Here is a 21,727-nt window from a genome sequence, read left to right as displayed (position 1 = left end):
AATTAAAGTTTTATAGAGTCATTACTGTTAATTTGTTGAAGACGGAAGGCTACTACGCTTCCTCCAGTCATTCCTAAAGCCAAAACCGAAGGAACAAGTGGTATCCAATATCCTTGTATTAATAGGTAATAACAAAAGCCATATAAACCCATAAGTGCTGCTCCTGTTGTTAATCCCCAAGGCACGATTGTTTGGAAATACCGAGCAATTGTTCCTCCAACAAAAGACCAACTCAAAACCCATACTACTTCGCTCCAAAAAGGCAAAACTTGGAGCAAGGGTCGTCCATCCAAAACTGCACTAAGGATCTGGCTCACCATTTGAGCATGAATAATTACACCTGGGATTTCGCTAAAAGGAGTTAAAAAAATATCACCCGCACTAGAAGCGCCAATACCAATCAAAATAATTCGATTTTTGATCAAGTTAGAGTTAACCTTGCCCGTAAGCACATCTTTTAAACTGACTTGTTCAGCAACTTGCATTAGTGAAGGAGAAGAACGGTAATTAAGTAAAACTTGATAACCTCTATCATCAATTTGTTGATACCCACCCATGTGCGAGCGCAACTGCTTGAAGACAATTTTACCTACTTGTAACTCCCCTTGCTGAGTGTAGTTAACATTAATACCTTGAGACTGTAAGTAATGAAAAGCTAACCGCGCACTAAGCGCATAAGGTGTCACACAAGGAGATGTGGAACTTGGTTCCATCGCTATTAAATGGCGACGGATAACATAATCTGAGTCAACTACAAAATCACTAAATCCTTGGCGTTGTAAGGAAATTTCTGGAGGTGGCGCAATACCTGGCTTTTGCTCCCCTTCACTAACTTCGCAAATCCCATAGAAGCGATCGCTGTTTCGTAAACGAATAGCTAAATTGCTATACTTTGCATCTACTGGAAAATCTCGGTATATATCTAAACCAATTGCCCGTGGGTGATAAGAATCAAGTTTTTCTAACAGTTGCATCAGTGCCAAATCCGATAGCGAGCCTTTTCTTTGTTGTTGCTGTTTTAATTGGAAATCCTCTTCGTTGACAGTAATTATTAAAATCCGCTTATCTTGTTTCTCAGGAGGTCGTAGCTGCATTAAATGATCTAAAGCTTGTAACTCCCATTTTTGTAGTATTTTTAACCAGCGTACCCCCATTACCAAGCTAGCGATCGCCAAACTTAACAACAGTACTTGTTGAAAACTAAGCGGTTTAGAGTAGGGGTGAGTTTTATATTTATTTAGTTGAGGTTGTCCAGTTCTGGGTTCTGGCTTTTTAAGCAGGTCTTTCCAAGTTGGTGGTATTGCTGCTGGATTTTGACAAATTATCGGTAAGCAAACCGCGCAAGGATATTTATCTTCAATACCATGTAACTTCTCTCTTGATTCCCGTACTGCTAAGTACAAAGACTCGCCACTAGAAAACTTTTGGAGGAAATTTTTTAAAAATTCTTGCGCCACCAAGTCTTGTACTGGCTCCCGCATCACAATGATTTGTGGAATATGCAAATCTTCTAGTTGATGTGCTAGTCCTAAGCCATCACAAGAATTGAAAATAGCTAACTGCAAGCCCTTGCTGACAGCCTTCAATAGACCATACTTAAGCTGCTCAATTGTTAAGCAATCTGTTTGATTAATATAAATATTACCGCTTTTACCATCCTCAAAACTCTCACTATGACCTGCAAAAAATAAGATGTCCCAGTCTTGTTCCCAAAGTTGTTCATTTAACTGGCTGCGCTGTGGTTCTACCAGAAAAGTTGTTTCTGCATTTGGTAACATCTGCAATAGCTCTCGATCTTTGTCAATCAAGATTCCTTCACTATTCCCTAGAATTGCTAAGATTTTTACTTTTTCTCCAATAGTACTTGTCTTTGGTTTTGGCAGATATTCGTACTCTGGTGCGCTTAAGGCAACTTCTGCTTTTTGGTAATCCTCGAAAAAATCCCATAAATGCCACGGAAGACGACGTAGCCAAGTGTCACTGGTTTTAATTAGTACGCGGACTGTATCATCTAACGTTAGCTGTTTAAGTAATTTATCCTTCACTGGGCGAAAGGAGTTACAGTTGAGCCAACTATTCATTTGCTCATTTAACTTCTTGTTTAACTTGTGGCAGTTGTTTAGATGTTCATTAAGAGAAGTTCCGACATGAATGTTTACCGGTGTAATGCGGAAATTTGATAAACTGCGATAGGTTATTCGCCAAAGCTGATAATCTGCAATTATCTCTGGCTTTGAGGGCAGATAGCCTTGAACTTCTATACTGGCGCGATCACCTTCTGCCCCAATCTCCAGTGTGACTTTTACTCCCTGGCTCAAATCCCCATCTAGCTTCAAAACAACCAACTTCTGCATGGCTAGCAATAGATAACCCTATGTGCTTAAATAACAAACTTCTCAGTGATATTAATATCTCCCAATTCCAAGTTAACGCTAAAACGCTCTCCTATTTGAACATTAAACTCTAATGTTACATGAGTACTACCACGACCAGCACGCGTTTCCATAACAGTAATCCCTTTCTCATCTAGCACTTTGACAATGAGATTGTTTGGTAAGTAGGCTTGCTCACCGGATGGATACATTTGCAATTTCAGTTGGATTTCTACCGAATTTTTGGGTGTGAGTGTGACAACTAGTGCCAGCGATTGTCCAGGGAGTTCTATCCCCATGTCAATCAGCTTACCCCGCGTCACTCCGTTTCGATAACGAAAAGCTAATTGTGGTGTTTTTGGTACTAAAATTTCTGATATCGGCTGCCAACTTGCATCAATTATATTTTGCAACCAATAGCTCAAATTGATTTCCGTCGGCTTACTTTCAAGTGAATCAAGATATGCAAGTAAGTCTTCAATAGTCTGTAACTCGCTAAATAAAAGTTCACCAGCTTTTACTGTTTTAGTAAACCCGATTAGAGTTGCTTGTTGATGCTCTATGTCTAGCTCAACTACAACTACGCCGATTCTGTCATCCGGGACTTCTGGTGGAATATAGCAAAGATTACCAGAGCTTACAGGGCGACATTCTAAGTGACCCAATCCACTTAACTTCAGGTCTGCCACATCTGCATAATAGTGCATGGCACAATTCCAACTATCGCTAGCCTTTGGATCTGTGGGAATGTTCATCATTTCCACGTAATCATTTACCGCACAGACAGCCAAAGTATTAAGATATACCTGCTTTTTCTTTTCTGGTGTCACCTGTTCATCAGCAAAAAAGCGTGCTATCTTCAGCGTTGCTTGGGTAATAGCAACGGGAATGGATTTTTCTTCTAAGTTTTTAGTGCTATGAATCATAAGTTTCCTTCCGCTTTCTAGATAACCTTCTATTTTAGATATCTCTGCTTTAATGCCTAATTTCGTGATACCCTTGCCTGATGGCAAAATTTCGTAAGCGGGGTAAGCATTCACGTTTATAGAAATTGGGTGCAGTTGATGAGGGTAAATCGAATTCCTTAGCGATGTTTTTCCAGGGGGTTTCTGGAGGCAAGCGTCGCAGAATCAATATTTGGCAAGTTACATCAGCTCGTCCTTTAACATGAGTGCTGGCTAAATCATTGTCTGGATCTGTAAAAGCCCATTGGTAAGTCTCTTCTAAAATTGGTGGAATATCGGCTGCTGCTGGCAAGTTTTCTACCGTGTTAGTTGTATTTTCAATTGACAAGCTAGATAGCGGAACAGTCTTAGCTTGAATTTCAGCCTCTCTAGAGCGAAAATCTTGCAGTCGCCACTTGAGACAATTGTCGAGCCAGGTGAGCACACTACAACTCTCTGGGTTATACTGCTCTGGGTTTCGGCAGAAATATAACCAAGTTTGTTGCAGAGCATCATTATAGTAAGGTGTATTCTCTTTCCATAGTTTGCCCGATTTCATCACAACTCTAACTATCTCACTAAGTTTTTGCCGCCGCATCAAACTCTTTGCTGGATGGGAACAGGCTTCGGCAACGAGCTGTTGGAGTTGTTGGTTTAAATTACTTACCGTGTGGACGTTTGTCATAGAAAATCTCCTGGTGAAATACTTGCAGAAGTAGTCTAGAGATGCCTCTGACTATTTAAATTTCTAATCAACGAATCCATAACTTGATGTTTAATACCTGGATTAGTAGAGCTTATTATCTAGTTATCAGACTCAAGTTCAAGTTTTTCGCAGAAATCCAAAAAAATTTCTAACCATTTAACTGTTCATACCAAATGTGGACAAGTGCTGGGCAATACTCTGATCCTGATATGGACTACTATGAGCAAAAGTACCAAAAACTGATTCTCAAAAACCTTCGGCAAAAAGCCTAGGCTCTTGGTTTGGAACTTATTCCTATTTCTTACCCCACCGAATGTGTTTCTTGAAAATCCACAAATTTAATATAAAATTTTGTGATAGATAATTATTAATAAATTTATAAGTTTATTTTATATCTATCGAAAGTAGTATCAAAAATTAATTTAGTTGTAGAAGATAACTAAATTTATAGTTATATTTTTACATTAAAAGTCCTACCACCGAAGCTGTTTTAGAAGTTTAATATAACCATTTTTATTGGTTATAAAATTCTGCAAAATTTATATCTAAAGGTAGAGAAATAGCAATAATTCATAAATTCTGCGAAATATTTAATTTTTGGCACGACAACATAATAGAGGCAAAAAGCAAGGCGAACAGCAAGAATTTATCTAGCAGTTTTTCATAGCTTTTAACTCTCAAAACAATGTTGAAATTTGAATTGTTCAATTAGGAGGACTTTATGTCACACGAAGATATCGATATTGTTCGCGCTTGGAAAGATGAAGAGTATCGCAACAGCCTAAGTGAAGAGCAACGGGCACAGCTACCTGAAAACCCAGCTGGGACGGGCGAACTAAGCGATACGGATATGGAAAATGTCGCGGGTGGACGAATTCATACCAATGCATTTCTCTGTATTGAAACCGTAGTCGTTAATGCACCGTGCCCTGGGCGTGGGAACGAAGTTGTATAATAATTGATTTTCCCAAACAAAAGAGGGGTTACACTCCCCTCTTTTTATTAAAACAGAATTCAGGAGTCAGGAGCCAGAATTCAGAATTTACCTGAGTGCGACTGGCAGATGAATAAACGGGTTTAAGACCCCCACGCTTATCTTCGATTTAGTGGTCTTCAATTAGTGGCGGGTTTGAATCCCCCGCTTTCTTGTTCCGGCTCCTGAATTATTTTTCAATAAGTAGTAAAGAGGTTACTACCATGAATCCCTCATGTTTCCAAACTTGCAACTGGTACTACGCAGTCACACTCTCTGAACGCATTGCAGGACTAAATCAAGTCTGTCAGAACACGCCAAACACAAGCATTAATGCTGAATTGGCTCAACGATGGATGCAGCGCTGGAAATCACAATTCCCTTTTACATCTGACACTAATTTTACTCAACGTTTAGCAATAGATGGCATAACCGAAGAGGAATTTCTCTATCTGCTAGGTGAACCAATTCAAGCTGTGCAAAACCGTTTTTCCAATTGCCCTAACTGGTTAATAGAAATTGCAGAAGCATTTGTGGATTTTGGTTCCAAGAAAATTACCCTTCCAGAAAAATTACAAGGTCAAGAAGTGGCTGGTTTTTTAGATGCCATTGAGCCGCTAATTAGCCAAGGGCTAGCTCAACTCGGTCAAGGAATCCAAACCCTAATCCAAACACACCATAGTTTACCCTTTGACCCCAACACTATTGAGGCAGTGCTATTTGTTAAACTACCAAGTCAACTGCTTTCAATGTTGAGTCGCACAATGGTTTTAGAACTCAACGTGGCGCGTCTGCAAGGACTATTACAAGGTGACACGCCGGAAGAGCGATTTCAAAGTTTCTTACAGCGCTTACGCCAGCATGAAATTGTAATTCCTCTCCTCCAAGAATATCCAGTTTTAGCGCGTCAACTCGTAATTAGCATTAATCGCTGGGTAAACTTTAGTCTAGAATTTATTCAACGCTTGTGTACTGATTGGTCAGATATCTGCACTACATTCAGTCCTGATACTAATCCAGGTTTACTAGTACAAATAGATGGTAATATTGGTGACACCCATCGGGGTGGACGTGCTGTACTAATTGCCAAGTTTAGTTCTGGTTTTCAGATAGTATACAAGCCTAAATCTTTAGCTGTTGATGTGCATTTTCAGCAACTTATAGAATGGCTGAACCAGCGAGGTAATCATCCCCCGTTCCGGACTCTAAAAATATTAAATCAGGGTACTTATGGTTGGGTGGAATTCGTTATAGCTCATGGTTGTACTAGTTCAGAAGAAGTTCAGCGTTTTTATGAACGTCAGGGTGGTTACTTGGCGCTACTATATGCCATTGAAGCGACCGACTTTCACAAGGAGAATCTAATTGCAGCCGGGGAACATCCTGTTTTAGTTGACTTAGAATCGCTGTTCCATCCCCAACTTTCAGATGCTGATATTAAGACATCAAACCAACTTGCTTCTAAAATAATTGGTTACTCCGTTTTGCGCGTTGGCTTACTCCCTCAACGATTTTGGGTAAATGATGAATCTGAGGGAATTGAAATCAGTGGCTTGGGCGGAAAAGAGGGGCAAATGACACTCAACCCAGTGCCGTATTTAGAAGCAATTGGCACAGATGAAATGCGGGTGGCTCGTGAGCGGATGCCTATGGCAGGAAGTCAGAATCGACCGACTTTGAATGAGGCGGAAGTGAATGTACTGGATTACGCTGAAGCGATCGCTACTGGCTTTACTAATATCTATCAGTTACTACTGCAATATCGAGATGAATTATTATCAGCAAATAGCCCGTTAGCTTGTTTTGCTGAAGATGAAGTACGCTTTATTTTGCGTCCTACTTTCATCTATGCTCTGTTGCTACGTGAAAGTTATCACCCTAACTTGTTACGCAACGCCTTAGAGCGCGATCGCTTTTTTGACCGCCTTTGGTTAAATATCGAACAGCAACCTTATTTGGCAAAGGTGATTGCTGCTGAACGCGATGACTTGTGGCAAGGTGATATTCCTATGTTTACCACTCGCCCTAATTCTTGTGCTATTTGGAGTAGTTCTAATCAGCAAATTGCCGACTTCTCTGGTGAATCAGGCATGGCTCTGGTGCAACGTCGCTTCCAGCAGCTTAGTGATACTGACCTCAAACAACAACTCTGGTTTATCCATGCCTCTCTCACCACATTGGCAATGACAGAGGATGGAGTAAAATTCTCTAGTTACCGTGTGACAGAACCGCAAAATAATGCTAGTCGTGAGCAACTATTGGCAGCAGCAAAAACCGTGGGTGATCATCTGGAAGCACTAGCGTTACATGGCGAAAAAGATATTTCTTGGATTGGCTTAACTGTCATCAATGAAAAGCACTGGTCTCTTGCTCCCTTAGGAATAGACCTTTATGATGGTCTACCAGGAGTTATTCTCTTCCTGGCCTATCTTGGTACCGTCACTGCTGATAACCGCTACACTGCACTAGCGAAATCGGCATTAACGACAATGCAAGATCAGCTAGAGATTGGCAAATCACTAATTAAGGCAATTGGTGGCTTTCATGGGTTGGGAGGGGTAATTTATACCCTAACTCATCTGAGTATTCTGTGGAATGAACCCGCCTTATTAGTTGAGGCTGAGGCATTGGTTGAATTACTTCCTGATTTGATCGCTCAAGATAAATACTTAGACATTATTGGTGGTGCTGCTGGATGTATTAACAGTTTGGTTAGCTTGTACCGTTGCCGGCCTTCTCAAAGCACACTTACTGCTGCAATTGAGTGTGGCGATCGGATTATTTCCCATACAAAAACAATGGAGCAGGGTGTTGGTTGGTTAAGACCTGGAGGTGGGGAACAACTACCGTTAGCTGGTTTCTCTCATGGTGTAGCAGGGATAGCATCAGCACTACTGGAATTGTCTGCTCTGACAGGCGATTCACGCTTTCGGACAACTGCTCTAGCTGCTATTGAATATGAGCGTAGTTTCTTCTGCCCTGAAGTGGGAAATTGGCCTGACTTACGCGATTTTTCCAGTTCGATTATAAAAGACAAAAGGGATACTCAACCTATCTGTATGACTGCTTGGTGTCATGGTGCGCCGGGGATTGGATTAGGGAGGTTGCGATCGCTGCCACATCTTGATGATGCCAAAGTCCGCAGTGAGATTGATACAGCAATCAAAACAACTTTAACTGATGGATTTGGTAGCAATCACTCTTTGTGTCATGGCGATTTAGGCAATCTGGAATTACTATTACAAGCCAGTCTTCCCCTCGATAATCCCCAGTTGCATTATCAAGTGAATCGCTTTGCATCCATCATTCTTGAAAGTATCAATCAACATGGATGGCTTTGTGGGGTTCCTTTAGGAGTTGAAACACCAGGACTAATGACAGGTTTAGCTGGGATTGGTTATGGATTACTACGTTTAGCAGAACCAACGCGAGTTCCTTCTGTGCTGGTACTTGAGCCCCCACTGAATATTTCCGTTGTCAAAGCCACTCCACTAATGAGGCAATCTTAAATGAGCTATGAAAAATACCAGATTCATGGAACTTAGGGAAGTAAAAAAAATTACAGTGAACAGACAAATTAAATAAACTCTTGACAATACAGAAAGAATGACAGAAAAAGTAAAATTGAAGCACTTCCTTCGATTATTTTACCCATCTGCTTGGTCGATCACTGCCAAAATTTCGGCAGCATTGCTTTCAGCTGCGCTCATACCCATGAGCTTCACCGTTTACTACAATCTGCGACAGAGCTTAAAAAGTGTGGAGGCTGGCGAATACCGGAAACTCGAATTATTAGCTACCAGTAATGCTAGACGGCTCGACCAGTTAATTATTGATATCGAGCGTGTTGTTGTTCAAATCAGTACTGATAAAGATGTAGTAAATTTCTTTACTTCTATCACACCCCAGAATCAAACAGCTTCCCGCTCCTCCATGCAGCGATCGCTGGACAATGTTTTTCACTCCAATCCTGACTATGATGTTATCTATGTTATGGATAGAAAGGGTCACTGCGTCGCTGCCACAGATCCTACATTCATTGGCCAAAACTACGCCTTCCGCGAATACTTTCAACGCTCACTTCAGGGACACTCTGGTGTTTCTAGCCTTTTAGTTGGTACAACTAGTGGACGACCAGGCATCTACTTTTCTAATCCTGTACGGTCTGACAACGGCACAATTGTAGGAGTGGCAGTCTTAAAGGTTAAGGGACAGGACATCTGGGCAATTGTCAATGCCTTGCAGGCAAACACAGGGAGCAATGCCTTTTTGATTGACGAGCATGGAGTAATTATCAGCCACCCTGATAAATCTCTCCTCTACAGTAGCCTGGCTCGCTTGCCGCCAGAGAAACTCAAGCAAATTCAGAGCAATAGGCAATATGGCTTCAATCTGATTAAAAGCTTAGAACTTTCAGAATTAGCAGAGGTGATGGTGAGAACCAAACAGCCGGGTCACACTAGCTATTATTCAACTGTAGAACAGATGCGCCTAATGGTCGGCTTTGCCCCTCTAGACGAAGAACCTTGGGTGTTAGGAGTAAACAAACCGAGCGCCCAGTTTTTTGCTCCTCTTAATCGCCTCATCTGGCAAAGTAGCCTGAGTTTACTGGCAGTAGGAGCGATCGCCGCAATTGTAGCACTCCTACTGGCACGGAGCATTGCTAAACCGATTCGTGCCCTTACAAAAGCAGCGCAAGCATTAGCGAAGCAGGACGATTTTGATGCTGACAAATTGGTTAAGGCGGGAAGCGCAACTGACGATATTGGTCAACTAGTGCGCGTTTTTCTGGAGATGGCTCAAGAGATAAAAGCACGAGAGCATAAGCTCAAACAGCAAGTAAAGCAACTACACATTGAGATTGACGAAGCTAAAAGAGCTAGTCAGGTAGCCGAAATTACTCAGACAGATTACTTTCAGCAGCTGTACAAAAAAGCTCAAAAGCTCAAGACTCGAAAGGTAGAAACTGGTGAAATGGAGGCAGATTACTTCCAGCAACTATCTAAAAAGGCGCAAAACTTCAGAAATCGGGAATTAAAAGCTGACTCCTAACTTTTTCCTGCCTCTTCCCCTGTGCCTTTGTTTGGTCAAAAAAGTTCTAACACTATTCATATTAGTAAGTATTGCACTATGACAAAAATTGTATGCGTTCACTCATTCCGTGGTGGAACAGGCAAATCAAATCTGATTGCCAACTTAGGAGCTACTATTGCCCGTAACGGACAACGTGTAGGTATTATTGACACCGACATTCAGTCACCAGGGATTCACATTATTTTTGGTCTAAACGAGGAAAAGATAAATCGCTCCCTCAATGACTATTTGTGGGGTCGCTGTGCCATAAAAGAAGCTGTCTACAATGTCAGTAACACTCTCAAGACCGAAGATAAGACAGATGTCGCTCCTGACAGCCTCTATCTGATTCCCTCCAGTTTAAAGGCTAGTGAAATTTCCCGAATCTTGCGCGAGGGTTATGATGTCAGTCGACTCAACGATGGCTTTGATGATTTTATCCGCCATTTTAACCTGGATTATCTACTAATTGATACTCACCCTGGTCTAAACGAAGAAACCTTACTTTCTATCGCTATCTCCGATATTTTGGTCGTCATCTTACGTCCAGACAGCCAAGACTTTCAGGGTACAGCTGTCACAGTGGATGTAGCGAGAAAGTTGGAAGTATCCCAAATGTTATTAGTGGTCAATAAAGTGTTGTCAAGTTTAGATTTCGATGCTTTACAGCAAGAGATAGAGACACTCTACAAGACTCCTGTAGCTGGTATTGTACCTCTCTCTGAAGAGATAGTTGAGCTAGGAAGCAGCGATATTTTCTGTCTACGTCACTGTGACCATCCTTTTAGCCAGACAGTAAAAGAAATTGCTGCACAGATTTTCGGTGAGCAAAAGAAAGTAATTATGAGAGGTAGCCGCTCTTGAACAACCAGCAGGAATTTCGCACTAATGTACTTGCCGACTATATGCTTCTCTTCAAAATCCCATTAATAAAACATAGGATAACTAACCTATGACAGAAGTTCTACTTAAAGAATTAACTAACACTGACATCAATTGGATGATTGCTACAGGTCATCAAAAACAAATAGCAGCTGGCACTGTACTCATTCAAGAAGGAAAAGCTGCTGATTTCCTACATATCCTATTAGATGGCATCTTAACAGTTAGCATTTTTCAACCAGACAACAATCCTCTAACTCGCGCTTTTGCTGCCATTGAAGGTAATGAAATCTTAAGTCGGGAGATTACGAGATTAACAAGCGGTGAGGTAGTGGGAGAACTTCCTTTCTTAGGTAGTAGTCCGATAGCTACAACTGTTAAGGCTGTAGAAAAATCTCTAATAATGTCAATTCCTATAGAGGAATTGACAGCAAAATTGCAGCAAGACGTTGGTTTTGCTTCACGCTTTTATCGAGTGATCGCAATCATGTTAGCAGATAGACTGCAAAGTATCATCAATCAATTTGGTCGTAGCAGTATCGCACAAAATCAGCCTTTAAAGGATGTGCTATTTGTTTTAGGAGAATTATATGATAGCGACATTGATTGGATGATGGCTTGTGGAACGCCACAGAAAATTCCTGCTAATACCATAATTATCCACGAAAAAGGACCTGTGGATGCTCTGTATATTCTTTTAGATGGAACTATGTCCCTATCTATTTCTGAAAATGAGCATAATCCCTTGGCGCGTGCTTTTGCTGTTATGGAGGGTAGTGAAATTTCCGGTAGAGAAATAGCAAGATTATCGAAAGGCGAAATCATCGGAGAAACACCCTTCATTGATGGTCGCCTTCCTTCTACAACTGTAAAGGCGGTGTCAGATGCAATTGTGTTATCGATTTCTCGACAGCAAATGGCAGTGAAGTTACAACAGGATGCAGGATTTTCATCTCGTTTTTATCGAGTAATTGTTACTTTACTTTCCCAAAGATTACAGGGAATGTTGAGTCGGTTGGGTTATGGTAGGCGGGTTTATAGCAAAGGCTTGTCGTTGGCTAAAAATGTGAAATATGAGGATGAATTAGATATTAATGTTTTAGACCATGTAGCGCTGGCTGGGAAAAGGTTTGATTGGATGTTGGAACGCTTAAGAATCAATTAGCACCAGCTAAAAAGAATGTATCAAATTATGAAAAATAATCATCACTATATCTGAAAAAAATTTACCAGGTATTATAACTGTACTCATAATGTTACACGAGAAACAAAGCCTATTTCGCAAAGAATCTTTAGAGCGTCTATCTTCTCCTGAAAGACTAGACCAACTGATGCACGTAGTGAGTCCCAGAAGCTGGCTACCTCTAGTTGGCTTAGGTTCTATAATAGGTGTCGCCCTCATCTGGAGTATTTTCGGACGCATCCCAATTACCGTTGAGGGTAAAGGCGTACTGATTTTTCCACGTCAAGTTGTACCAGTACAATCTAAAAGTTCAGGGCAGTTACTTGCTCTAAATATTAAAGTCGGGGATGTCGTTAAGAAGGGAGATGTTCTAGCAACGGTTGACCAAGTTGACCTGCGTAAGCAATTACAACTAGCCAGTGGCAAATTAGTCCAACTAGAGGAGCAGGATCGCAATGCTAGTTTGTTACAAGGGCAGCGTCAGCAGCTTGACACAAGAGCAATCCAAGAGCAACGCCAAACTCTTGAGCAAAGACTAAAAATTGTGCAGGATTTGACACCTGTGTTGAGGGAGAAAGGGCTGGTGTCAATAGGGCGCGATCGTCTAAACCTACAACGACGCTTGCAAACACTCCAAGGGCTGCTTCCTACTCATAAAAAGAGACTAGAAAACCGTCAGAGGCTATTAGCAGAGGGAGCGATTCCTGATGATGTGGTCTTAGAAGCGCGGCAACAATACGATGATGCGCGTGCAAGCATTGATGAAGCTGAATCTCAGTTAAAACAACTAGATGTTAAGGAAGCAGATGCACAACAACAATACCTCTCCAACCTGAACGAAATTAAAAACATCCAAGCCCAGTTGCAAGAACAAAACAGTAAAGTAGCCAGTCAAGCTCAAGAAGACTTGCAAACTGTAACTACTCGCAAAAACGAGATTCAAGAACTCAAGCGAGAGATTGCCAAACTCCAACAGCAATTAGGCGATAACAGCGAAATTGCTAGTCAATACAGCGGACGTATTCTAGAAATCACGCTCACGCCTGGACAAGTTGTCAGTCCAGGAACTCGTCTAGCAACCATAGAAGCTGAGAATCCTAAGAAAAAATTAGTTAGCGTTACGTATTTTCCAGTTTCGGATGGCAAAAAAATTCAACCAGGAATGGCAATCCAAATTACCCCTCAAACCGTTAAAAGGGAACGCTACGGCGGCATTGTTGGCAATATCTCTAGCCTCTCAAAATTTCCAATTACAAAAGAAGCAGCCGCGTCGGAAGTAGGCAATTCAGAACTGGTAGAAACTCTAGTATCTGAAAAACAGGAAGCTCTGATACAAGTATTCTCTAACCTAGAGCTAAATTCCAGCACCATGAGTGGTTACAAGTGGTCTTCCTCCACAGGGCCGCAACTGAAAATTTCTTCTGGGACTACTACTGTAGCGCGAGTCAAGGTGGAAGAACGCGCTCCCATCACTTATATATTTCCTATTTTGAGGTCTTTAAGTGGTATCTACTAACCCGATAGTAACACCGATTAATCTTTGGCAGGACTTGCAAGCACTGTTAACAAGTAGATGTATGCGCGTCAAAACACCCACTCTGCTGCAAATGGAGGCAGTGGAATGTGGTGCTGCTGCTATGGGAATTATTCTCAGTTACTACGGTCGGATAGTACCACTCCCACAACTGCGGCGGGACTGTGGAGTTTCCCGTGATGGCTCTAAGGCATCAAATATACTCAAAGCTGCGAGAAATTATGGATTCCAGGCTAAAGGCTTTAAAAAAGAACTAAAGCAACTCCAAGAACTACGCCCTCCCTATATTGTTTTCTGGAACTTTAACCATTTCATTGTAGTAGAGGGGTTTCACCAACAGCGAGTTTATCTTAATGACCCTGCTTCGGGGCCGCGTCATGTATCGTTAGAGGAATTTGACCAAGGGTATACCGGAGTAGTATTGGTGTTGGAACCAGGCTCAGAGTTTACCAAAGGTGGTCGTAAACCTAGCATGATGCAGTCTCTGTCGTCACGATTGGGTAGCGCTGCTGGTGCTTTAATTTACTGTTTAGTTGCGGGATTTTTCTTAACTTTAGTTGGGTTGGCAGTACCCGTCTTTAGCCAGGTGTTTGTAGACGACATTTTAGTCCAGCAACGGCATGACTGGCTGCGACCACTGCTGTTAGGGATGGCGATCGCCACCGTACTTCAAGGGTCGCTAACGTTATTGCGGTTGCGCTACCTGCGTCGTTTGAAAATCAAACTAGCTGTTGGGATGTGCAGCCGCTTTCTCTGGCACATTCTACGTTTACCTGTGAGTTTTTACGCCCAGCGATTTGCCGGAGAAATCAGTAATCGTACTACTCTCAATAACCAAGTAGCTGATGTCCTGTCGGGGAAATTGGCGACTACTGGTATTGATGCAGTAATGGTAATTTTTTATGCTCTAGTCATGCTCCAATATGACTGGGTGTTAACTTTACTTGTAGTCAGCTTTGCGGCAGTGAATGTCTTAACCTTACAGTGGATTTCCCGTGAGCGGGTAGATGCTAATCAACGATTGATACAAGAATATGGTAAAGCTGCTGGCTTATCCATAGCTACACTCCAAACCATAGAAACCTTGAAAGCGTCGGGGTTGGAATCAGATTTTTTTGGGCGCTGGTCTGGCTATTACACTAAAGCTATCCAATCCCAACAGGAACTGGGAGTGGCTAACCAAACATTTTCTGTATTACCCACGCTTTTGTCGGCGCTTTCTTCGATGCTATTGTTAGTTGTAGGCGGTTTACGGGTGATGGATGGGCATATAAGTATTGGGATGCTTATAGCCTTTCAAGGCTTGATGCAGAGTTTCCAGATGCCTGTAAACAATCTTGTCAGCTTTGGTAGTACATTGCAAGAACTAGAGGGCAATCTGATTCGCCTAGATGATGTTTTAGACAACCCTATAGACCCGCAAGTAAAAACTATAAACGAACAACCTGATGATGTGATTCAATTTGCATCTCCACGTTTACAGGGGTATGTAGAGTTGCGAAACATCACATTTGGCTATAGTCGCCTCGACTCTCCCATGATCGAAAACTTTAATCTCTCTATTAAACCCGGTCAAAGAGTTGCCTTGGTAGGTGGGAGTGGTTCTGGCAAGTCTACCATTGCCAAACTCGTCAGCAGACTTTATGAACCTTGGACAGGAGAAATTCTCTTTGATGGTATACCCAGACAACAGATTTCCCAGCAAATACTAACTAACTCTCTGGCTCTGGTAGAGCAGGAGATCCTGCTTTTTGGTGGCACTATCAGGGACAATCTCACCCTCTGGGATGCCACGATACCAGACAAAAACCTCATTCAAGCTTGTCAAGATGCAGCGATTGACGATGTGGTTTTCTCCATGTCTGGGGGATTTGAGTCCGAACTGATAGAAGGGGCTGCAAATTTAAGCGGCGGTCAGCGACAACGGTTGGAAATTGCCCGTGCTTTGGTTAATAACCCTGCGATTCTAGTTATGGATGAAGCTACCAGCGCCCTGGATGCCGAGACAGAACAAATTATTGACCAGAATCTGCGGCGACGAGGATGCACTTGCATTATCGTCGCACACCGCTTAAGTACCATTCGAGACTGTGATGAAATCATCGTCCTAGAACGCGGAAAGGTGGTACAACGAGGTACTCACCAACAATTGTGGCAAGTTGAGGGTGCGTACTCGCGGTTGATTCGCACTGACCAAGAAGCGCTTTAAGAAATTCAATAATTACAGCAATTTTTAATTGGAGCTAAGGGACAATGCAGGGGCAAGTTTACAGCATAAAAGGTAATGAGCCGATACTGCTAGATGACCCGCAGACGGTTTGGGTAGTCCAGTCTGGGTCTGTGGCATTGTTTGCCGTCACAGTTAAAGATGGTGTGATTGAAGGTACACGACGTTATCTGTTCAGTATTAGCCAGACGGCAGCTCTGTTTGGAACTACTATCAACTCTTATGGTCAGTGTCGTCAATTTTTAGCAGTTCCAATGGGGGAAACAGAACTGCTCAAGTTAGATCCCCAATGTTTCAGCGAGTTAGTAGCCAATGGAGATGCTAGGGTAATTACTTGGATAGAAAATTGGATGGAAAATGTCGCTACAGCCCTCTCCCACGTTGCTACTCCAGCAATTCAGGTTAAGGCTGAGGGACAGGCACGATTTTCTCTCACCCAAGGTCAAACTTTTCAATCAGAATCAGGTGTAGTATCTTGGGTAGGGCTTGAGCAAGGCACTGTTCGCTGGCTAGGGTTTGAAGAACTAATCCTGACAGCCACAGAAGTCATTCCCCTTAACGACAAAATGTGGCTAGAAGCAGTGGAAGGAGTGCAGCTTACCACTCAAACTACCAGAGAATTCCTCAACCCAAATAATACTCTGGCAGGACTATCCCAACTTCACAACCAATTCTTACACGCCATTGAACTTTTGGAGCGATCGCAAACAGAGACAGAAGTGATGCGGTTGCGGGATCGCCAACGCCTCAACCGTCAAGTCACAGCAGAAGCTCTAGGAGAACTAGCATCGACTCTAAATTCCCAGGATAGAGACGTTTTCAATGAAGGAACACCTTTATTGGTTGCTGCTGGTGCGGTAGGTAGGGCTTTAGGAGTGAAAATCCGCCCCCCCGCTCGCTCCGAAAACCTTAAGCGAGTCAAAGAGCCACTGGAGGCAATTGTCCGTGCTTCCCGCATCCGAATGCGACGGGTATTATTGCGGGACAACTGGTGGGAGAAGGATTGTGGACCAATAGTTGCCTACACCCAATCAGAAAATCGACCAGTAGCCTTATTACCAGTTTCTAGCAATCGCTACGAACTCTTTGACCCAGTGGAGCAAACCCGCTCTCTTGTAGATGAGCGTCAAGCTTTAACACTAGCGCCCATAGCTTATGTATTTTACCGATCTTTACCTGATCAAGCGCTCTCAGCTTTGGATCTCCTCCGGTTCGCCCTTAAGGGACGTGTTAAGGAACTGCAAGTCATTTTATTTACTGCTATTGTCGTCACCCTTTTGGGTATGCTCACACCCCAAGCAACTGCCATTTTAATGGATAACGCGATTCCAGATAGCGACAAAGGGTTATTGTTGCAAGTCGGCTTGGGACTGATGGTTGCGGCTTTGGCGACAGCAGTTTTTCAACTGGCTCAGGGGTTTGCTCTGCTGCGGATAGAAACTACTGGCGACGCCTCGACTCAGGCAGCTGTGTGGGATAGACTGCTAAATCTATCAGTATCTTTTTTCCGCCAGTACACTACAGGGGATCTTCAATCGCGCGTTTCCTCAATTAGTACGATCCGCCGTCAACTTAGTGGTAGAACTTTAATTAATCTGATTACCAGTTTCTTTGCATTGTTCTATCTCGGGCAATTATTTTACTATAACTTCCAATTAGCCTTAGTTGGCGTGGTTGTGGCTATAGTTGCATTCACCTTCACCACAATCTCTAGTATCCTCCTCCTGCGTTATGTGCGTCCTTTGCTAGAATTGCAGGGAAATATTTTTGGGCAGACTGTACAGCTAATTAATGGCATTTCTAAACTCCATGTTGCAGGTGCCCAGGAGCGTGCTTTTGCTTGTTGGAGTAAAAATTATAGTCGCCAAATTAAGCTCGAACTCGGTAAACAACAAGTCGAAGATGCTGTGGCACTTTTCAATACAGTCATGCCTACAGTCACTTCTGGAGTTCTGTTTTGGTTTACTATGAGCCTGCTAGAAAAACCCGAGACATCAGGAGGAATAACATTTTCTCTTGGCACTTTCCTAGCTTTTAACACGGCCTTTGGCAACTTTATTAAAGGCACGACAGGTCTGAGCAATACAGTTACTGAACTTTTGCAGGTCATCCCTGAATGGAAACGTACTCAGCCAATTATCTTAACTATACCAGAAGTGGATCTCACCAAGACTGACCCTGGTAGACTCTCTGGGAAAATTACTGTGGATCATCTCACCTTCCGCTACCGCAGTGATGGCCCCCTAACGCTGGATGATGTGTGCATATCTGCACAGCCTGGTGAGTTTATTGCCTTGGTAGGCAGTTCTGGTAGCGGGAAATCTACCATGCTGCGATTACTAATTGGGTTCGAGACTCCACAAGTAGGTAGTATTTACTACGATGGTCAAGATTTATCTGGGTTAGATGTGGATGCGGTACGCCGACAGTTGGGCGTTGTTTTACAAAATGGTCAACTCAACTCAGCTTCTATTTTCGAGAATATTGCAGGCGGTGCTCAGATTACTTTAGATGAAGCTTGGGAGGCGGCGCGGATGTCGGGATTCGCTGACGATATCACCGCCATGCCAATGCAAATGCATACTGTGGTGAGTGAAGGAGGCGGTAATCTTTCTGGAGGACAACGGCAACGTCTATTGATTGCTCGCGCTCTGGCATTAAAACCCCGCATTTTGCTATTCGATGAGGCTACCAGTGCGCTCGATAACAGAACCCAGGCGATTGTTAGTGAAAGTTTAGATAACTTACAAGTTACCAGAATTGCGATCGCTCATCGACTTAGTACCATTCGCAATGCTCACCGCATTTATGTACTCCAAGCAGGTCGGGTTGTACAACAAGGAACATTTCAGGAGCTAGCTACTGTTGAGGGGCTATTTGCCCAGTTAATGGCTAGGCAAATGGCGTAGTTAGCTGAGTTTTGTGAGAGAAAAGTTAGGCGTGGAAAGTACTTTTAATCCATCCCCTCAAAAAAAAGAGCATGGACAAGCTTTTCGCTAGCCACACTCTTTAAGCCTAAAGATGTCGCCAGAAGTTCTTACTGATAGTCTTGAGACTGACTACCTTGGGTTCTGCTGTCGCTTCAGGGGCATGACCAACAGCCACCGCAACAGTTTGTGGTGCAGAAGTTGCTAACAGAGAATTGAGTAATTCCATTTGATAATCGACATCTGCAACAGTACGGTAAATTCTGTGATAATCTATCTGCATTCCCAAAGGTGTAGGGACAATTTTCAGATATTCATTTAGGGCATTGATATAAGCAACTGAAAAATTTCTCTGCTCTACATAAGGACGAATAATCTCTAGTAATTCAATCGCTCTGTTGATTTCAGAAACTTCACAATTACTGTTGATTTGTGACTGACTTCTTCTGTAGCCTTTCATCATCTTTTCGGCTACCAGCTTGTTAAATTTACTAACCGCTCTCTGATGATTGCCTAATGTGTGGACTTTAGTTTGCGCTTGATAGCCGACTCTGCCCCACTGCACTGTTAAATTACCATCTTCGACAATGGCCGCCCAGAATTTATTGCTGTTCTGGATAGCATCAACAAAGACTAAATAGATTTCCATGTTTTTAACCCAGTCAACTCACGACTTGACGGGCATTGCCCCATCGAATTTGATGCTGTAAAGCTTCAAGTATTGTTTCTGCTTCGTCTGTTGTTAATTCATTTAAAGCAGAGCAGACATCGTATAAATCTTGAGGAATAGAATCAGGAATTACTAACTCACACAAACCATCTTCAAGGGCTGTAGATACTGGATATTCAGTTGGAGTGTACTCTTGTTGCATAAAGATGTATGTAGACAAAGTTAATCGTAATAATAGTTTTGTTTCTCTGTCTAACTTTTCTAAATACACACCATATTTATCAACCAGTTGGTCAATGATTGGAGTCTGCCCGTAATAAGTAACTAAGTCTGTTGTCATGTTTCTTCGCCTTATTAACTATGCTAATTGGCTGCTATGAATTACTAAAAGAAAAAGCAATAGCGTACCCGCTATGAACCGGTGGCGATCGCCTCCATAGAATTAGGAGACAATCGCCTTATCATCAGTTCATATTCCGAAACTTGGCAGCACGCAAAGACTGAGTTTTCGCTGCAACCACAGGACTACTAGCTCGTCGTGCGGTGGATGCCCATGCTTGCATTCTTTCAACCGCCGCCGCATCCTGAATTGCAAGCGGGGTAATCGTTTGACGGCAAGCTTCGAGGTCAGCAAGCGTTACCTGCTGCGGTCTACCCTCATCGAATGCCAGCAGAGCAGCTTCCGAAGCGAGGGTTTCCAGTTCTGCGCCAGAGAATTTCGCGGTCGAGGCTGCGATCGCTTCAAGGTACTCTGATTCCAGGTGAATGCCAAAACGTTGTAGATGAATCCCTAGAATTTGGACTCGCTCTGGTTCTGTGGGAAGATCAACAAAGAAATTTTCATCGAAGCGGCCTTTCCGTTTTAGTTCACTTGGCAGTGCAGAGGGGTCATTGCAAGTTGCCACGACAAACACACCACACTGAGATTCCGACATAAACGTGAGAATATTGCCCAGAATCCTCTGTGAGACTCCACTCGTGTCACCAGTTCCCGAAAGTGCTTTTTCTATTTCGTCAATCCACAAGACGCAGGGTGCGATCGCTTCGGCAGTCTTTAAAGCCCGTCTGACATTGCCCTCTGATTCACCAACTAAAGAACCAAGAAGAGACGCAATATCTAGCTGGAGTAGCGGTAGATTAAGGATATTAGCAATGTTTTTAGCCAATAATGTTTTACCTGTACCGGGAGGCCCCGCAAGTAACACACCTTTAGGTTGAGGCAAGGAAAGCTTACGCGCTTCTTGTGTGAACAACCGCCGCCGTCGATTGAGCCACTCACGCAACAAATCCAATCCTCCAAAGGAGATGCTAGCAGGCTTGCCCAATTCAATACCCATTTGAGACAACAGCCGAGTTTTGTACTCGACGGCTTGGGGTATGAAATTACTATCAATTAAAATCCCATCTGATGTTAGGTTATGTTTAACAGTTAACCGCAGGAAGTCGCTAATCTCCTCCAGAGTTAATCCCAGGGCAGCACGAGAAAGAGATTCAATTTCACTCTTGTTAAGGGAAATAGTGAAAGTCAATTCCTGTTCCCTAGCAGACTGTTGTAGGTCATGCAAATAAGAATTGATATGTTCAAGTATTTGCTCAACTCCTGGTAGAGGAATTTCACAGTAAGGAATTAAGCGTACAAGTGACTCATGTAATTGAATGTTTTGACCCAGCAGCACAATGCGTTTGTCAGTCGGTTTGAGACGATGATAGAGATTTTTTACCTTGCTAACAACCTCCCAAGATAACGAAGGCGAATTCTTACCAATAAACGAGTGAATATCACCTAATATGAAGATTCCATCAGCACTAAAATTCGCAATGTAATCAAACACATATAACAATGGGTCAGCGTGTTGTGGTTTCTTATACTCTGCAACTGGTTTAAACACCAATCCCCCATCTGCTGCGATTAAACATTGCTCCAAGGTTGATACCCCCAGATTCCAGAAGAACACTGGACATGAGAGCTTATTGTTAGCTTCTGTAGTCAGCCACTGAATAATCGTCGCTTCATCAGGAGATAGGACATCAACCGCAGCAATGGGGATTTGTGAATCGAGTGTGGAGAGAAGATTTGAGAGTTTCATTGTTTTTCAATCTCATAAGGAACCAATACTGCTCGGTTAAGGGAAAATAGATAACGGAATAAATCATAATTTGTTCGCGTGTAATCTACGAGAACAAAAACAACTAAAAAGGTTGCTTGTACCTGAAGGCACTCTCGAAAAATTTAATT

14 protein-coding genes are annotated in these 21,727 nt (G+C 42.7%); 8 read left to right on the top strand and 6 right to left on the bottom strand.

From position 1 onward, the window contains the following. Positions 1 to 2 precede the first annotated feature (2 nt). Genes LC608_RS32335 through LC608_RS32325 form a run of 3 tightly spaced genes read right to left on the bottom strand, consistent with a single transcriptional unit; the run spans position 3 to position 4,001 of the window. Complete coding sequence (locus LC608_RS32335) at positions 3 to 2,354, bottom strand: CHASE2 domain-containing protein (RefSeq protein ID WP_229557471.1); 2,352 nt, start codon at positions 2,352 to 2,354, stop codon at positions 3 to 5. A 26-nt stretch (positions 2,355 to 2,380) separates the two neighbouring features. Then, positions 2,381 to 3,298 carry a DUF1822 family protein gene (locus LC608_RS32330; protein WP_229557470.1) on the bottom strand — a complete coding sequence of 306 codons (918 nt, stop codon included), beginning with the start codon at positions 3,296 to 3,298 and terminating at the stop codon, positions 2,381 to 2,383. 49 nt (positions 3,299 to 3,347) lie between these two features. Then, complete coding sequence (locus tag LC608_RS32325; protein ID WP_229557469.1) at positions 3,348 to 4,001, bottom strand: sigma-70 family RNA polymerase sigma factor; 654 nt, start codon at positions 3,999 to 4,001, stop codon at positions 3,348 to 3,350. Between the two features lie 742 nt (positions 4,002 to 4,743). Between LC608_RS32325 and LC608_RS32320 the strand changes: the two genes are divergently transcribed. From LC608_RS32320 to LC608_RS32285, 8 genes are all read left to right on the top strand, one after another. Continuing rightward, positions 4,744 to 4,977 carry a mersacidin/lichenicidin family type 2 lantibiotic gene (locus LC608_RS32320; RefSeq protein WP_229557468.1) on the top strand — a complete coding sequence of 78 codons (234 nt, stop codon included), beginning with the start codon at positions 4,744 to 4,746 and terminating at the stop codon, positions 4,975 to 4,977. 242 nt (positions 4,978 to 5,219) lie between these two features. Further along, entirely contained in the window at positions 5,220 to 8,504 is a 3,285-nt protein-coding gene (locus tag LC608_RS32315; RefSeq protein WP_229557467.1) for a type 2 lanthipeptide synthetase LanM family protein, read from the top strand. 97 nt (positions 8,505 to 8,601) lie between these two features. Beyond that, a complete protein-coding gene (locus tag LC608_RS32310) occupies positions 8,602 to 10,047 on the top strand; it encodes a cache and HAMP domain-containing protein (RefSeq protein ID WP_229557466.1) in 1,446 nt (481 codons plus the stop codon). A gap of 78 nt (positions 10,048 to 10,125) precedes the next feature. Continuing rightward, on the top strand, positions 10,126 to 10,932 hold the full coding sequence (locus tag LC608_RS32305; RefSeq protein WP_229557465.1) for a MinD/ParA family protein: 807 nt from the start codon (positions 10,126 to 10,128) through the stop codon (positions 10,930 to 10,932). 88 nt (positions 10,933 to 11,020) lie between these two features. Next, positions 11,021 to 12,115: a cyclic nucleotide-binding domain-containing protein gene (locus LC608_RS32300; RefSeq protein ID WP_229557464.1), complete on the top strand. Its 1,095-nt coding sequence runs from the start codon at positions 11,021 to 11,023 to the stop codon at positions 12,113 to 12,115. A gap of 88 nt (positions 12,116 to 12,203) precedes the next feature. Next, on the top strand, positions 12,204 to 13,649 hold the full coding sequence (locus LC608_RS32295) for an NHLP bacteriocin system secretion protein (RefSeq protein ID WP_229557463.1): 1,446 nt from the start codon (positions 12,204 to 12,206) through the stop codon (positions 13,647 to 13,649). After that, positions 13,636 to 15,876 (top strand): NHLP family bacteriocin export ABC transporter peptidase/permease/ATPase subunit, encoded by a 2,241-nt coding sequence (locus LC608_RS32290; protein ID WP_229557462.1) that lies wholly within the window; start codon positions 13,636 to 13,638, stop codon positions 15,874 to 15,876. Before LC608_RS32295 ends, LC608_RS32290 begins: the two co-directional genes overlap by 14 nt. Positions 15,877 to 15,920: 44 nt before the next feature. Further along, the gene (locus LC608_RS32285; RefSeq protein ID WP_229557461.1) at positions 15,921 to 18,803 is read left to right on the top strand and encodes an NHLP bacteriocin export ABC transporter permease/ATPase subunit; all 2,883 of its coding nucleotides are present in this window, start codon (positions 15,921 to 15,923) and stop codon (positions 18,801 to 18,803) included. Between the two features lie 106 nt (positions 18,804 to 18,909). On the opposite strand, the gene LC608_RS32280 is transcribed toward LC608_RS32285, so the two are convergent. The 3 genes from LC608_RS32280 to LC608_RS32270 all read right to left on the bottom strand — a co-directional run bounded on the left by LC608_RS32280 (position 18,910) and on the right by LC608_RS32270 (position 21,578). Further along, positions 18,910 to 19,470 (bottom strand): WGR domain-containing protein, encoded by a 561-nt coding sequence (locus LC608_RS32280; protein WP_229557460.1) that lies wholly within the window; start codon positions 19,468 to 19,470, stop codon positions 18,910 to 18,912. A 13-nt stretch (positions 19,471 to 19,483) separates the two neighbouring features. Continuing rightward, a complete protein-coding gene (locus LC608_RS32275; RefSeq protein WP_229557459.1) occupies positions 19,484 to 19,831 on the bottom strand; it encodes a hypothetical protein in 348 nt (115 codons plus the stop codon). A gap of 124 nt (positions 19,832 to 19,955) precedes the next feature. Then, complete coding sequence (locus tag LC608_RS32270) at positions 19,956 to 21,578, bottom strand: AAA family ATPase (protein ID WP_229557458.1); 1,623 nt, start codon at positions 21,576 to 21,578, stop codon at positions 19,956 to 19,958. Positions 21,579 to 21,727: the final 149 nt, after the last annotated feature.

It is taken from the genome of Nostoc sp. XA010, from assembly GCF_020829625.1.
Lineage (GTDB): Bacteria > Cyanobacteriota > Cyanobacteriia > Cyanobacteriales > Nostocaceae > Nostoc.
Note: the sequence above shows the minus strand (reverse complement) of the source record. Positions and strands in the feature narration are given on the sequence as shown.

Excerpts from the sequence above, each read along its gene's own strand:
- LC608_RS32335 (WP_229557471.1), bottom strand. The coding sequence starts at position 2,354 with ATGCAGAAGTTGGTTGTTTTGAAGCTAGATGGGGATTTGAGCCAGGGA.
- LC608_RS32330 (WP_229557470.1), bottom strand. The coding sequence starts at position 3,298 with ATGATTCATAGCACTAAAAACTTAGAAGAAAAATCCATTCCCGTTGCT.
- LC608_RS32325 (WP_229557469.1), bottom strand. The coding sequence starts at position 4,001 with ATGACAAACGTCCACACGGTAAGTAATTTAAACCAACAACTCCAACAG.
- LC608_RS32320 (WP_229557468.1), top strand. The coding sequence starts at position 4,744 with ATGTCACACGAAGATATCGATATTGTTCGCGCTTGGAAAGATGAAGAG.
- LC608_RS32315 (WP_229557467.1), top strand. The coding sequence starts at position 5,220 with ATGAATCCCTCATGTTTCCAAACTTGCAACTGGTACTACGCAGTCACA.
- LC608_RS32310 (WP_229557466.1), top strand. The coding sequence starts at position 8,602 with ATGACAGAAAAAGTAAAATTGAAGCACTTCCTTCGATTATTTTACCCA.
- LC608_RS32305 (WP_229557465.1), top strand. The coding sequence starts at position 10,126 with ATGACAAAAATTGTATGCGTTCACTCATTCCGTGGTGGAACAGGCAAA.
- LC608_RS32300 (WP_229557464.1), top strand. The coding sequence starts at position 11,021 with ATGACAGAAGTTCTACTTAAAGAATTAACTAACACTGACATCAATTGG.
- LC608_RS32295 (WP_229557463.1), top strand. The coding sequence starts at position 12,204 with ATGTTACACGAGAAACAAAGCCTATTTCGCAAAGAATCTTTAGAGCGT.
- LC608_RS32285 (WP_229557461.1), top strand. The coding sequence starts at position 15,921 with ATGCAGGGGCAAGTTTACAGCATAAAAGGTAATGAGCCGATACTGCTA.
- LC608_RS32280 (WP_229557460.1), bottom strand. The coding sequence starts at position 19,470 with ATGGAAATCTATTTAGTCTTTGTTGATGCTATCCAGAACAGCAATAAA.
- LC608_RS32275 (WP_229557459.1), bottom strand. The coding sequence starts at position 19,831 with ATGACAACAGACTTAGTTACTTATTACGGGCAGACTCCAATCATTGAC.
- LC608_RS32270 (WP_229557458.1), bottom strand. The coding sequence starts at position 21,578 with ATGAAACTCTCAAATCTTCTCTCCACACTCGATTCACAAATCCCCATT.